Below are 14,350 nucleotides of genomic sequence, written 5' to 3' on the forward strand. Positions count from 1 at the left end.
CCAACCAATACGCTACGGGCGCACGACGCGCACGGCCTGCTCCATCTTCTCCACGATCACATACATGTTGGTGACCTCGCCCACCGCAAGCTGGTCTTTAATGCCATAGTGGTCGAGACAGGTACCGCAGGTGAGAATCTCGACACCCTGCTCGGCCAGGCCCTTCAGGTCGTCGAGCACTGGAGATCCCTCGACGGTCAGCTTGGCACCGCCGTTGTAGAACAGCATAGTCGCGGGCAGCTCCTCCTGCTGCGTCACGGCAAAGATGAAGGCCTTCATGAGCTTGTGGCCCAGCACGTCGTCGCCACGGCCCATGCAGTCGGTGTAGACGGAAATGACGAGCTTGCCCTTGCCGGCGCTGGCGTCGCAGAAAGCGGCACCGTCCTGCTCGGGGTCCGCAACGGCCACGGCACCGGCGGTCGCGACACTCACGTGCCACTCGGCGTTCGAGATCTTCTCGACCGAAGCCGTGCAGCCCTTCTCCTGCGCCATCTTGGAGATGTTCTTGACGGCGGTCTCGTTGTCGACCGAGGTCACCACGGCACCCTCGCCATCAAGCTGTTTGAGTGCCTTAAGCGTCTTGACGACGGGCAGCGGGCAGGCATCGCCCATGGCATTGACTTCAATCTTGATAGACATAGCTACATCCTTTCAAAAGGGACCGCCCAGAACAGTAGGCGGTCGCATAAACGGTTTTCTTTAATGCACAACGCGAACAGCAGGACCGCTCGGCATCGCCTCGCACACGCGCCCGATAACGGCGGCGATGCACCCCTCGGCATCCAGGCGACGCGCAAGCTCATCCACATCCGCCGCGGGCGCCGCGATAAGCAGGCCACCAGACGTCTGCGGATCGTACAGCGCGTCGAGCATGCCCGGCTCCAGGTCCTCGTCGGCAGCCACACGCGGGCCAAAAAAGTCCTGGTTGCGGTAGGAGCCCGCTGGGATAATGCCCAGACGTGCCATGTCGAGCACCTGATCAAAGAGCGGCACCGCCCCCGACGCAAGCTCAACCTGCACGCCCGAGCCCTCGGCCATCTCGCACGCGTGCCCGATCAGGCCAAAGCCCGTGACATCGGTGCAGCCGTGAAGCTCAAGTCCCTCGGCCAGACGAATCGGCGCCTCGTTGAGGGTGCGCATCGAGTCAAACATGGCTGCGGCCTCGTCCTGCTCGATGAGCTCGCCCTTAATGGCCGTGGTGATGATGCCAGAGCCGATCGCCTTGGTCAGCAACAGGACATCGCCAGCGCGCGCGCCGCTGTTGGCGAGCATGCGGTCGAGCGAGACAAAGCCGCTCACGGACAGGCCGTACTTGGGCTCGTCGTCGTTGATGGTATGGCCGCCCGCGATAGAGCAACCGGCCTCGACGCACTTATCGGCACCGCCTGCCAAAATCTTGCCGGCAACCTCAACGCCCAGGCAGCTCGGGATGCACAGCAAGTTCATGGCATGGCTCGGCCGCCCGCCCATGGCGTAGATGTCCGACAGCGAGTTGGCCGCGGCGATCTGGCCAAACAGGAACGGGTCGTCGACCATCGGCGGGAAGAAGTCGATGGACTGCACGAGCCCCAGGTTCTCCCCTACGCGGAAGACGCTCGCATCGTCGGAGGTATCGAACCCCACGAGCAGGTTGTCGTTATGCACATTGGGTAAGTCGCCCAGGACCTGGGCGAGGGCTCCAGGAGCCAACTTAGCGGCTCAACCGCTCGCGGCAGTCATAGACGTGAGCTTAATCTGATCGTCAGGCATCGATACCTCCCCTCATCGGTCAATCATTTTCTCTCAGTATACGCATGAATGCGAGCCCAAGGCGGATGCATTAATTGAGCGCCTGTGCGCGAATCGCCGCGCCGATGGCACCGGCAAAGCGAGCCTGGGGCGAGGTGGTCACCGGCGACCCCAGTAGCTCGCCCAACCGCTCCACAACGTAGGCGTTCTCGCACAGGCCTCCCGTCAGGTAGTACGGAGCACCCGCCGCCTGCCCGGCCATGGTCGCCACGCGCGAGACCACGCTGTCGATCACACCACGGGCGATGTTCTCGCGCGGCTCACCGCGACCGATCAGGCTGATGACCTCGCTTTCGGCAAACACCGTGCACATGCTGCTGATCTTGGTAGGCTCGCCGGAACGCGCCAGGTCGGCCATCTGCTGCTGGGAAATGCCCAGGCGGTCGGCCATGATCTCCAAAAAGCGCCCCGTGCCGGCGGCGCACTTGTCGTTCATGGCAAACTTGGCCACGCGGCCACTTTTAAGCTGAATGACCTTGGTATCCTGGCCGCCCACATCGATCACGGTGCCATGGTCACCAAACAGACGCACGGCACCGGTACCGTGGCAGGTGATCTCGGTCACGACCTTGTGCGCATAGGGCACGGCGACACGACCGTAGCCGGTCGCGATCACGCGCACGTCGTCGGCTGTCACGCCATAGCCGGCCGCTGCCAGTGCCTCGCGCAGCCGCTCGGAAGCATCGACCGAGGAGAACCCGGTTGGCTGCACGCACGTCCACGCCAATGAACCCTCCCCGTCGACCACAGCAGCCTTAGCCGCCGTAGACCCGATATCAATCCCGATCCCTATCATGGCTCTCTCCTAATCAGCAAGAAAATCAAACGATCAGACACTGCTGCAACAACGGCCCTCTGGCGTCTGAGGTGCCCGAGATTCCGAGCGACAAGCCCGACGAAGCGTACTCAAGGTACGCGAGGAGGGTTGGAGCCGGAAGGTCGGGTGCCTCAGACGTCAGAGGGTTTCGATAAAGGCGGCGATACGCGTCTCAATCTGGCCCATGTCACCGTTGCTGTAGTCGGTCTCGATCTTCATATACGGAATACCCGCACCCTCGACAGCCTCCTGCATGCGCGCACTCTCCACGTTAAAGGTGTGGCAGGCCTGCAGCACGCTCTCCACCACGCCATCGACATGATACTTCTCGCACATGGCCAGCGTGTTTTCCATACGACCGTCGTTGGGCGTCATGACCGAGCAGTTGATGTCAAGGTAGCGGTCGGCGATGGCGCGCAGGATATCGGGAGCCTCCGGGTCGATCATCATGGCGGCCGTGCGCTCGCCCGAGCAGTCGTCCATGCACGCGACCACACCGCCGTTGGACTCGATAGTACGGCCTATCTTGTTGATCACGCCTCCCACCGGGCAGCCGGTGATCAGAATGCGCTTGGCATCCGCCGCAACCGGGCGCTCGCCGGCCTCGTAGGCCTCGCGCAGCTTGGCGACCTTTTGCTCCAGCTGCTCCGTATAGGCCACGATATCAAAGCTGAACGTACCGGCAAACATGGTGCTCATCAGGTCGACGCCGCTCATGGCCGCCGGCTGGTTGGCCTGCAACGCAAACATCTCGAGCTGGGCGGCACGCAGGCGGTTGCGACGACGCACGGCGGCGCGCAGGTCATCGTCGGTGATCGTGATGCCGTAGAAGTTCTCGAGCTCCTCCTTGAGCAGGCGGCACTCCTCGTACCAGCCCTCACGCTCATAAGCGCGATCGCGGCCCTGCGGAAGATGCAGGATGTGCGTGCGCTTGAGCTCGTTGAGCAACTCGTACATTTTCTTTTTGCCGTCGCAGGTGGTCTCGCCGATGATCATGTCGCTAAAGTACGTAAACGGGCACTTTTGCGAGTAGGCAAAGCCGTACGTCGATTTGATGAGCGGACACAGATTTGCCGGCAGCACCTTCTCGGCCTCGGGAATCACCTCATCGGACGTACCGCACAGAGCCACGCTCGCAGCCCCCGCGGCATCGATAATCTCGAGCGGCGTATAGCTGCACAAAAAGCCGACCAGACGATTACCCGCCTGTTTATAATCCTTGACGCGAATGAACGCCGCCTTGCGTTGCTCGTTGAACTCCTCAAACGTGCTGGGCAACGACTGCTCAATATTTTCCGACATATAACTCCTAAACCTTTTAACCAACCAAGGAAACGGCTTTCCCAGGTGCCCGAGGTTGCCGTGAAAGAGGCGCGCCGCGTACTTTGGCACGCAAGCGACGGTTTGAACGGCAAGATCGGGTGCCTAGGGAAGCCGCCGGGACGGATAGCCCTAAATGGTTTCCAAGAAGGCCTCGATCCTGGTTTGCAGTTGGCCTGCATCCTCACCGGCGTAGTCGGTCGTGATGTGCATAAACGGAATGCCGGCTTCCTCGGCGGCCTTCTCCACGGCAAACGACTCCATCTCGTAGAGCGTGCAGAACTGCAGGGCCACGTCGACGATGCCGTCGGCGTGCAGGTCCTTGGCCATCTGGACAATGTCCTTCATACGCTGGTCGTTGGGCGTAAAGACGGCGCAGTTGATCTTAAAGTAGCGCTCGGCGATGGCATCGAGCATCTTGTCAACCGTCTCACCGGACTCGTCGACCAGGTCCTTGTAATAGCGCGAACCCGTGCAGGACTCCTCGCCTACCACAACGCCGCCGGCCTTCTCGATGAGGTTGAACAGCTTCCAGTTGGGCACGGCCATGGGCGTGCCGGTGTACAGGATGCGCTTGGTCCCCTTGGGCGCCACGCCCTCGCCGGCCTCGACACGCTGCTCGCACTCAGCCGCCATATCGTTGATGGCCCCGGTCAGACGCGGCGTGTCGTCCATAAAGGCGGCCTGAACGGTCAGCAGACTGTCGAGACCGCTGATGGGCGCTGGGTCGGCAGCGCGCGTGGCAGCGAGGCGCTGCAGGGCGCGACGCTTCTCATTGACGGCGCGGATGGCGGCCTTCAGACGCTCAGGCGTAATCTTGACGCCACACTCTTCCTCGATCTTGGCTGCGAGCTTCTTGACCTCGGCCTTCCAGGTCACGAGCGTCGACTCGTCGTGTACGTTGGGAATATCCATGACGTACATGTTCTTTTGCGTGGCAAAGAACTCGTAGGCCTTCTTCTTGCCATCGCAGGTGTTCTCGCCTACCACCAAGTCACTCGACTCAATGTAGGGGCAGACCTCGCCCAGCTTAAAGCCGGCAAAGCTCTTGATGAGCGGACAAGTGTTGCGCGGCAAGTGCTCCTCGACCTTGTCGGTCGCCCAATCGGCACCCGAGCACAGACCCACGGGGATACCGTCGCAGGCGAGCACAATCTCCTCGGGCACGTAGACGCAGAAGCTGCCCACGATCTTGGTGGCCTCGCCGGCCTCCTTCTTGTCGAGCATCTCCTTAATACGGCCGCTGTGGATGTTGGTGGCGACAAAATCCAGGTAGGACGTGGACTTGGGGCGATTGTTCTGCGTCAGGAACATATCGCCGTACATCTGGCCCACGGCGCCCAGCAGCATGTCGTGGTCGGCAAGATTCATGCCGAGGCTCTCCCACATCGGATGGAAATCAATTTCTTCAGCCATAACGGTTCCCCTCTCGAACCAAAAACGGATAACAGCGGTATCGATGCACGACGGACGGCGATTGCCCGACCGTGCTCAAACCCGGAATTTTAGGGAACCTGCTTTGCGGTCGATTATTTAGTTGTGCGTCGTCTCTCCCGGAGCCGTGAACATACCTGCTCATATGCGGCTCCGAGCCATATATAGGGCACGCGCGGCAACGCGGCGAATGTATGTCGTCTGCGGCATGTGCGCACCTTCCTTTACAAGTTGAGGTCAACTATACCAACGGTCATCGACCATGCGAACACCGTTGACATTCGTACGACAGCGTCGTGTGCCTTCGTTTAATAAATAATTATCTTGATTGATAAGAGTTTGTCATTCCTCATTCGGCGAACGGCAAAAACAAAGCCGCCGAGGCTTATATTCCCCGACGGCATTACCCGGCGCTATCGACAAACCAAATGGATCCTGCTGGCATCAAAATGCATGCGCAGCGTCTCGCCTGCTTGCGGCAGCTCGTCGACAGGCATGCGCACTTTGTTGACCTTCCACTGCAGGCGCGTCGGCGCGTCGGCGCGCGGCACGTCCAGCAGCACCAGGCGCTCAAAACGTGAATCGCTCACGCGGGCCACATGCAGGTCGTAGCTGTTGCGACCCCGCTCAGCACGGTTGTCCACATGGAAGTAGCTCGCACGAATACCCAGGTACGCCACGTTATCGGGAACCTCACGGCCCACGTTGAAGGTCATGCCCCAGTCGAGGGCCTCAACTTCTTCGTCGCCGATCTTGCGCGCGCGGCTCGTATTCTTGCAGCCCGTCAGGCGCAGCGCAGCCAAGGTTTGCGGCCGGCGGACCACGTCCTCGACGGAGCCGATCTCCTCCATATGCCCGTCGTGCATCACACAAATGCGCCGGCACAGGCGGCACGCTTCGTCGATGTCGTGGCTCACGTAGAGCACGGTACGGTTGCACACATCGAACAGGTCGAGCATGTTCTGTTCGAGCGCGCTCTTGAGATACGCGTCGAGCGCGCTCATGGGCTCATCGAACATAAAGATGCCCGGATGCGCCGCCACCATGCGCGCAAGCGCCACGCGTTGCTGCTGACCGCCCGAGAGGCGCACGGGGTAGCGGTCGACAAAATCGGCCAGACCGAAAATGCCCAGATAACGCTCGGCGAGCTTTTTGCGCGCGGCGGCGTCACCCGCATCCTTAACACCGGCGCAAACGTTATCGGCCACCGTCATGTTGGGAAACAGCTGATAGTTTTGGAACAGTAGGGCGCATTTTCGCTCCTGGGGCGACAGGTTGATACCCGCCGCCGAGTCAAAAAAGGTCACGCCGTTGACGACGATCTTGCCCTCGTCGGGTGTCTCCACGCCGGCAATGCAGCGCAACGTGCAGCTCTTGCCGCAACCCGAGGCGCCCAGCAGCGCCACACGCTCCTCGCCGGCATCGAGCTGAATGTCGAGGGTAAAGCCCGGATAGCGCTTTTTGATATCCAGAACGAGCGACATGGCTTATCGACCTCCCTTTGCGACCGCGCCATCGCGCATAAGCTCGGCCAGCGCCTCGCGATCGATACGCAAGGCATCACCGCCCACCGGGTCAAGCGAATCGCCCTGTCCGGCGAGCTCTTTGGCCTGCTTGCGCTCCGCACGGGAAAAGCCCCGCTCGCGATACTTTTGAGAATGCGCCGTGTACATGTTGATGAATAGGATGACCAGGAAGCTGAACGCTATTACGACCACGACCCAAAAGAGAGCCACCGACGTATTGCCGCCCATCCACTCAAAGTAAATCGCAATGGGAATGGTCTGCGTAATGCCGGCGTAGTTGCCCGCAAAGAACAGCGTGCAGCCAAACTCGCCCATCGCGCGAGCGAAGGCGAGCACCGTGCCCGCCGCGATTGAGGGCCAGCCGAGCGGCATCATAAGCTTGGTGAAGATGCGAAGCTCGGACCATCCCAGGGTTCGTGCGGCGTCGAGCATCTGCGTGTCGAGGCTCTCGAAGGCTCCGAGCGCTGTGCGGTAGACCAGCGGAAACGACACAACGACGGCCGAAATAACCGCCGCGGGCCAGGTAAAGACGATCGAGATGCCGCGCGCGATCAGCCACTGGCCCACCCCGGTCGAGCGGCCAAACAGCATGAGGAGCAGAAAGCCGCAGACTGTGGGCGGCAGCACCATAGGAATCGTAAAGACCGAATCGAGCAGGCCCTTGATGCGACTCGAGGTACCCATAGTCTTCCACGCGGCAAACAAGCCCAGCGCAAAGGAGATCAGCAGGGCAAGGCCGCTCGTTTTGATAGACACCCAAAACGGGCGGTAGTCGATGCCGCCTAAAAAGGAGGCCAGAGAGGTCAAGGGCCCCTGCTCATCCCGCAACACGACAGACGATGCCTCTACCATTTGAGCGCTATCAAGCCAACGCGCGCCGCCCTTGGCATCACCCGAGGCCGATGCAATCACCACATAGCGGTCCCCATCCGCACCGCGCTCGTCAAAGCCATAGGTATAACCGCCGGCATCAAACGTTGTTTCCGCCGTAACATACCAAGGAAGATCAACGTCCCCTAGCTGCGCACCTCCCATGGAGTTTGCGCTGTCGAGCTCGCAGACGAGGGCCTTGAGACCCGATACGCACTCGTTGTCCTGCGGATCCAATCCAAACTTCTCGACCGCCTTGGGCGATATCCACACCACAACGCGATCGGCAGCAGGCGCCACTACAAGGTCCACGTCCTCGTCAACGGGAAACCGGAAGCCCTCAGGCTGGCCCTCCATGGCACGAGCGGTCCCCTTGGCCAACCGCTCAAAACCCTCGATCCCATAGGAAAGCCCATGAGCGGTCGCAGCAACCTGGGCCCCGTCCTCAGCGTCCCCAGCAAACGCAAATCCCGGCACCCAGCAAAGCGCGAAGGTCAAAGCACAGGCGACAAGCATGCGGAATCTATTAAGCACGAAAAGCTCCAAGCGAATACAAGGACGGAGTGAAACACAAAACGATGGAATTATCGCGCCAAGCCGCACTACGCGGAAAGCTCAAAGCCGTACTTAGCCCAAATCTTCTGAGCCTTCTTGTTGGACAGGCAAAAGTCGATGAACGCCTTAGCCTCGTCGGCATGTTCGGAGCTCTCGGCAACGGCGCCCGGATACACGATGGGCTTGTGCGAGTCCTCGGGACACACGAACGCCTCCTCGATGCCGTCGTAGCGGAAGATATCGGAGCTGTAGACAAAACCGGCCACGCAGTCGCCTGTGGACACATAGGCGGCAGCGGTACCAACTTTGTCGGCCAGTGCGACCTTGTCGGCGATCTCGGGAGCATACTCGCCGTCGTCGCCTTCGGTGCCGGTGTAGAGGCCCACGGAAGCCAACGCCTGGTTGGCGTACTTGCCGGCGGGGACGGTCTTGGCGTCGCCGATGGCGATCTTGCCGTCCAGATTCGCGACGTCGGCGATGGCCTCGACCTTGGTGTCGGAGCCCTCGGCACGAATGATCACGAGGTCGTTGACGAACATATCCTCACGCGTGTCGGCATCGACGAGCTCGACGGTCTCAGCGTCATCCATGGTGCCCTTGGAAGCGGTGATGAGCACGTCGACCGTGGCACCGGCACGCATCTGCTCAACGAGGTCGCCGGACGCCTTAAACTGCGTGTCGGCAAAGGTGGTACCGGTCTGCTCGGTGTAGAGCTTCTGAACCTCGGGCAAAGCCTTCTCGAGCGAGTTGGCAGCAAAGACCTGCAGCTCGACGGTTTCCTTCTTGGAAGAGGCCTTGGCGGAGCCGGCATCGGAGCCGGTCGCCTCAGGCTCCTTGTTGCCGGAGCAGCCGGCAAGCCCAAGGCCGGCAGCGGCGACAGTAGAGAGCGAGACGAATCCGCGGCGAGAAACCATATCGAACATGTTCAACCCTTTCGGACCTTGTGCCCGGGTACCCCACCGCGGGCTTTATTCTGTAATTAAATTATACTTCGGTGCGAATAATGATTATGAGAAATTATTCTCTTATGAGAATATAGCTTCAGGCATGCCTACAGAATGCCGTCCCCTTGGGCGCAAATAAAAAGCGGAGCAGCCGTTCAGGTCGCTCCGCCGCAGGTAAATCGCTTAGTTGGTATGTCCGCCGCCCGCTGTCATCTGAGCCGCATGCTCCAGCTGGTCCGCTATGGCCTCCCAGCTTTCGCGAGCGGCCTTCGTAGAACCGGGAAAGTTTACGACAAGTGTATGACCTCGTTGCATGCAAATAGCGCGCGAGAGCATGGCGCGGCGCGTCTTGGTCATCGAGTACGCACGGATCGCCTCGGCAATACCCGGCACCTCGCGATCGCAGACGGCACGCGTCGCCTCGGGCGTCACATCGCGCATCGAAAGCCCCGTGCCGCCGCAGGTGAGCACGACATTGGCGTGGCACTCATCGGCGGCTTCCACAATAGCATCACCAATCTCGCTGACGTCATCGCGCGCGACCACATGCGAGGCGACCGTCCATCCCTGCGCCTCGATAAGCTCCTCGAGTGCGGCACCGGCCTCGTCCTGGGCAAGGCCCCGCGTATCCGAACACGTCACGATCGATATCTTCAGCTCCATAGCATTCCTCCTACAACACGGCGCCCTCAGGCAGGTCGACACGCACGACATCCACGACGTCGCCCGCCTTGAGCTCGCACGGACCTTCGTCAATACGCAACAGGCAGTTGGCCCGCTGCATCGTGCCGAGCAACGCCGAATTCTGCGTCTTGGCCTCGGTCACCAACAGCTCACCGGTCTCGGAGTCGCGCAAAACCGTGGCGCGATCGAAGAAGCGGCGATGCTGTCGCTTTTTCACGCCGTGCGTGAGCGTCGCCTGCTGCACGGGACGCGCCCCCTCGGCAAAACCGCGCATCTTGCGAATCGCCGGGCGCGCGAGCATCTCAAAGCCCACATACGCCGCCGCGGGATTGCCCGAAAGCCCCAGATACGGCTTGCCGCCGAGCAATCCAAACGTGATGGCCTTGCCCGGACGCATCGAGATGCGGTCAAACAGCACCTCGCCCTCGCGCCGGACGAGCGCCGTCACGAAATCGTAATCGCCCGCCGAGGCGCCACCGCTCGTAATGACAAAATCGCACTCCTGCACGGCACGATGCACCAGCTCGGCAATCGCCTGCTCATCATCGGGCGCAATGCCGTAGAACACGGGCTCGGCTCCTGCATCGAGCGCCTCGGCCATCAACGCCGACGAGTTGGAATCGCGAATCTGACCGCGCGCCGGTACCTTACTCGGTGTGACCAGTTCCGTCCCCAGCGAGATAATGCCCACGCGCGGAGCGGCATGCACCTTCACGCTCGCATACCCGGCGCTCGCCAGCAAGCCGGCGCCCGCCGGTGCCACAACCTCGCCGACACGCATCACAATATCGCCGGCATGCGCCTCCTCGGCGGCAGAGCGAACGTTCTCCCCCACCTTGGCAGGCGCCGAGAACCTCACACGCGAGCCCTCGTTGCCGTCGCCATCGAGCACATCGACGATCTCGTACTTCACCACGGCATCGGCACCTTCGGGTACCGGCGCGCCCGTCATGATGCGGACCGTCTCACCCGCGCCGATTGCGCCCTCAAACACACGGCCCGCGGCCTCGTGTCCGATAACGTCGAGCGTCACCGGCGCCTCGCCAGATGCCCGCGCCAAGTCCGACGAGCGCACGGCATATCCGTCCATAGCGCTGTTGGCAAACGGCGAGATGTCGATATCGGCCACCGCATCCTCGGCCAAGGGAAGACCGACGGCCTGCCACACGGGAATCTCGACGACTTCGGTGCGATTCACGTGCGACAAGACGATCGCCTGTGCGTCCTCCAACGGAATGAGTTTCTCAGCCATATGCACCTCTAGCATGCTGCGGCGCGCAACAAAAGCGCCGATTCTTTATGTTTATCTCAGTATAATCCCTCGCCGCCTGCTCAAGACCTGGCCCGCGGCCGCGAATACATCTGTCGGCCGCAAGCCGCGAAACAATACCAAAACCAACCTGCCGGTTTGTCACGTATGGCACGTTCTATAATGCTCGTGTTGCAACCCAAAAGAGGAACGTATGGCTTTTACCGACAAACCCGAAAGCGCAAACGAGGCGCAGGATCATTCCCAGTCGCTCGACGACGGCGGCTTTTTCTCCCTTAATGACGTCATCATGGCAGGCAGGCAACAGCTCACCCGCTCCGAGCATCTCTTGGCTGCCGACACGCGCCGCAACGCCCGCAACCTACTCGCGAGCGCCAAGTTGCTCGCGCTCGTCGTCATCGTCTCGCTCGCCATGGGCGTTGCCGCTTGGGCGTTTTTGGCCTCGCTGAATATCGCGACCGACTATCGCGAGCACCACGCGTGGGTCTACGCATTGCTTCCCGTTGTGGGCATTGCCACCGCATGGGTGTACAAAAACCACGGCCTTGCCGCCAAACGCGGTAACAACCTGGTCATCGACTCCGCTCTGGGCACACGCCTCATCCATATGCGCATGGCCGTTCTCACCTTCGTCTGCTCCACGCTCACGCACCTAACGGGCGGGTCGGCCGGTCGCGAGGGAGCTGCGGTGCAGATTGGCGGCACCATCGCCAGCAACATCTCGAGCCTCGCCCACCTCAAAAAGCATGACCACCACGACCTCATGCTCGCCGGCATCTCGTCGGCCTTTGGCGCCGTATTCGGTTCACCCCTTGCTGGAGCTTTCTTTGGCATGGAGATGTGCTTTATCGGCAAGATCGACTACACCGCGGGCATCTACTGCCTGGTCGCCTCGTTTACCGGCTACTTTACGTCGCTTGCCTTGGGAACCGAGTACGAGGCGAATGTCATCGCCAGCGTTCCCAACATGACACCACGGACGGTTGTCATCGTAGTCATCAGCGCCATCATCTTTGGTCTCACCGCACGTCTCTTTGCCTGGTCGGTTCGTACCGTCAAGAGCCTGTACGGCCGCTTTATCACCAATTACCTCGTTCGCGCACTCATAGGCGCACTCGTGGTTTTGGCCGCCTACGCCCTCCTCGACGCCTGGGACTACGCCGGCCTTTCCACGTGGCTTTCCGGCGCCGGGTTTGCAGGCAACACCACCCTGGCGGACGCAGCCATCAAGTTGGTCGTCACAGCGCTTACCCTGGGCGCCGGCTTCCAAGGCGGCGAGGTCACGCCTCTGTTTGGCATCGGTGCGGCGCTCGGCGGCTGGATCGGCTGCCTCGTCGGAATCGACCCCAGCTTTCTAGCGGCGCTGGGCATGCTCGGCGTGTTCTGCGCCGGCCTCAACGTGCCCATCACCACCTGCATGATGGCCATCGACCTGTTCCACGGCACGGCCGCCGGCTTCTTCGTGATCGTGGCGTTTATCAGCTATCTCGCCGGCGGACACCGAGGCGTATATCCCGCACAGCGCATTGTCTCGCCTAAACGCCGTTCGCTTATTGTGGACGAGGGCGGCACGGTGGCAGAGGCTATCGAGCGCCACAACGACCTGATAGAGTAGACGTTAGTATTCGCCGTGCAGCCACAATCGGGAGCAATTCGACCCGAGCGCGACCGCACCGTCACGTCATACGCCGGGAGTCGCCCCATGCACGCAACTGATTTTGGTCGCACGCTCATCATCGCCAACCCAGCCGCTCAGTCGGGTGCGGCACGCGAAGTTGCCGAGCGCCTGCAACGCTTTTTGGACATGACTGCACGCGCATCCCAGTTTGACCTGGTGTTGACCGAGCGCATGGGACACGCCAAGGAGCTGGCCGCACAGGCACAGGGCTATCGCACCGTTATCGCACTCGGCGGCGACGGCGTGATTCACGAGGTCGTCAACGGGCTTATGACGCAAAAGGAGAACGCCCGCCCCGCTCTTGCCGTCCTGCCCGTGGGCTCCGGCAACGATTTTGCCCAGACGCTCGGCATCGACGATTTCTCCGGCAAGGATTTTGGCGCGCTGCTCACCTGCGAGCTGCAGCGTCAGGATATCGGGCGCATTCGCTCGTGGAGCCCTGCGAGCGGCAGCGGCGAGGCTACCGTTGAGTACTACGACCAGACGCTCTCGGTCGGCATCGATGCTGCCATCGGCCTTAGCACCACCGAGCTGCGCAAAAAGACCGGCTTGACGGGCGCGCCGCTCTACACCCTCTCGGGACTTGAGCAGTTTGGCCTACGCTATCGCAACTATCCTATGACAGTCAGCTTTGACGGCGCGCCCACAGAGCGCGTGAGGGCGATCATCATGGCGATACAGCTGGGCCCCACGTATGGCTCGGGCTATCGCATCTGCCCCGATGCCGACCCCTGCGACGGCATACTCGACGTCTGCTACGCCTGCGGCCCCGTCCCCCGTGCGGTCGCCCTACCCATGTTCCTTTCGGCCAAGGACGGTCACCACACCAAGCTGCCGCCGGTACGCATGCGCCGCTGCCGCCATGCCGAGTTCACCTTTGAGGAGCCCGACTACCCCATTCAGGCCGACGGCGAGCCCATCGTCGCCTCGCGCATCGAAGTCGACATCCTACCCGGCGCCCTCCAAGTCTGGCACCCCACCCGCTAGCAAGGCCAGTGGAACAAACGACTACTCGTCGCTGCCCGGCTTGCGTCGGTTGGCCTTTTTAATGGCATTGAAGTGCTTGTCATTGAGTCTGCGCTGACGAGAGCGCTGGGGCACCTTGGTCTTTACACGTCGACGCGGTGGACGTCCGCGTCGCTCGAGCTCGGCGTGCAGCTTGCGCAGGCAGCTCGCGCGATTTTGGAACTGGCTGCGGCTCTCGCGCGCCGTCACGGTAATCCCTGTGGGCACGTGCTTCATGCGCACCGCCGAGTCCGTCGTGTTCACGCCTTGTCCGCCCGGACCCGTCGCGCGAAACACCTGTACCTCGCAATCGCGCGCCAACTCTTCGGCCGCCATCGCGGCATAGCGCGCATACTCGCACCATCCCATCTTGTTCTCATCCATATCAATACCTCCCCTCATACAAAAAAATGTGACAAAGGGACAGTCCCTTTGTCACATCGCATACCAATCGCTTGT

The 14,350-nt window shown here is 61.4% G+C and carries 12 protein-coding genes and 1 pseudogene; 2 read left to right on the forward strand and 11 right to left on the reverse strand.

The features are described from left to right. Positions 1-12: 12 nt before the first annotated feature. From yedF to glp, 10 genes are all read right to left on the reverse strand, one after another. The gene (gene yedF, locus DWY51_RS04155) at positions 13-639 is read right to left on the reverse strand and encodes a sulfurtransferase-like selenium metabolism protein YedF (RefSeq protein WP_117765839.1); all 627 of its coding nucleotides are present in this window, start codon (positions 637-639) and stop codon (positions 13-15) included. A 60-nt stretch (positions 640-699) separates the two neighbouring features. Continuing rightward, a complete protein-coding gene (gene selD, locus DWY51_RS04160) occupies positions 700-1,749 on the reverse strand; it encodes a selenide, water dikinase SelD (protein WP_117769980.1) in 1,050 nt (349 codons plus the stop codon). Between the two features lie 70 nt (positions 1,750-1,819). Continuing rightward, positions 1,820-2,584, reverse strand: a complete 765-nt coding sequence (locus DWY51_RS04165; protein WP_117769981.1) for an acyl-CoA dehydratase activase — start codon at positions 2,582-2,584, stop codon at positions 1,820-1,822. 159 nt (positions 2,585-2,743) lie between these two features. Beyond that, the gene (locus DWY51_RS04170) at positions 2,744-3,907 is read right to left on the reverse strand and encodes a double-cubane-cluster-containing anaerobic reductase (protein ID WP_117769982.1); all 1,164 of its coding nucleotides are present in this window, start codon (positions 3,905-3,907) and stop codon (positions 2,744-2,746) included. 150 nt (positions 3,908-4,057) lie between these two features. Further along, positions 4,058-5,341: a double-cubane-cluster-containing anaerobic reductase gene (locus tag DWY51_RS04175; protein ID WP_117769983.1), complete on the reverse strand. Its 1,284-nt coding sequence runs from the start codon at positions 5,339-5,341 to the stop codon at positions 4,058-4,060. Positions 5,342-5,772: 431 nt separating this feature from the next. Further along, positions 5,773-6,843: a sulfate/molybdate ABC transporter ATP-binding protein gene (locus DWY51_RS04180; RefSeq protein ID WP_117769984.1), complete on the reverse strand. Its 1,071-nt coding sequence runs from the start codon at positions 6,841-6,843 to the stop codon at positions 5,773-5,775. A gap of 3 nt (positions 6,844-6,846) precedes the next feature. Continuing rightward, entirely contained in the window at positions 6,847-8,289 is a 1,443-nt protein-coding gene (modB, locus tag DWY51_RS04185; protein ID WP_233504618.1) for a molybdate ABC transporter permease subunit, read from the reverse strand. Between the two features lie 68 nt (positions 8,290-8,357). Next, positions 8,358-9,233 (reverse strand): molybdate ABC transporter substrate-binding protein, encoded by an 876-nt coding sequence (modA, locus tag DWY51_RS04190; protein ID WP_117769986.1) that lies wholly within the window; start codon positions 9,231-9,233, stop codon positions 8,358-8,360. A 204-nt stretch (positions 9,234-9,437) separates the two neighbouring features. Further along, the gene (locus DWY51_RS04195; RefSeq protein WP_117769987.1) at positions 9,438-9,917 is read right to left on the reverse strand and encodes a molybdenum cofactor biosynthesis protein B; all 480 of its coding nucleotides are present in this window, start codon (positions 9,915-9,917) and stop codon (positions 9,438-9,440) included. A gap of 10 nt (positions 9,918-9,927) precedes the next feature. Then, the gene (glp, locus tag DWY51_RS04200; RefSeq protein WP_117770008.1) at positions 9,928-11,190 is read right to left on the reverse strand and encodes a gephyrin-like molybdotransferase Glp; all 1,263 of its coding nucleotides are present in this window, start codon (positions 11,188-11,190) and stop codon (positions 9,928-9,930) included. 211 nt (positions 11,191-11,401) lie between these two features. On the opposite strand from glp, the gene DWY51_RS04205 reads away from it, so the two are divergent. Both DWY51_RS04205 and DWY51_RS04210 read left to right on the forward strand, forming a co-directional pair. Beyond that, a complete protein-coding gene (locus DWY51_RS04205; RefSeq protein ID WP_199411368.1) occupies positions 11,402-12,823 on the forward strand; it encodes a chloride channel protein in 1,422 nt (473 codons plus the stop codon). An 87-nt stretch (positions 12,824-12,910) separates the two neighbouring features. Further along, the gene (locus DWY51_RS04210; protein WP_117769988.1) at positions 12,911-13,873 is read left to right on the forward strand and encodes a diacylglycerol kinase family protein; all 963 of its coding nucleotides are present in this window, start codon (positions 12,911-12,913) and stop codon (positions 13,871-13,873) included. A 21-nt stretch (positions 13,874-13,894) separates the two neighbouring features. On the opposite strand, the pseudogene DWY51_RS04215 reads toward DWY51_RS04210, so the two are convergent. After that, positions 13,895-14,206 (reverse strand): annotated as a pseudogene (locus DWY51_RS04215) (peptide chain release factor-like protein); the annotation flags it as partial. Between the last annotated feature and the right edge of the window lie 144 nt (positions 14,207-14,350).

The organism is Collinsella sp. AF25-2LB, assembly GCF_003458415.1.
Lineage (GTDB): Bacteria > Actinomycetota > Coriobacteriia > Coriobacteriales > Coriobacteriaceae > Collinsella.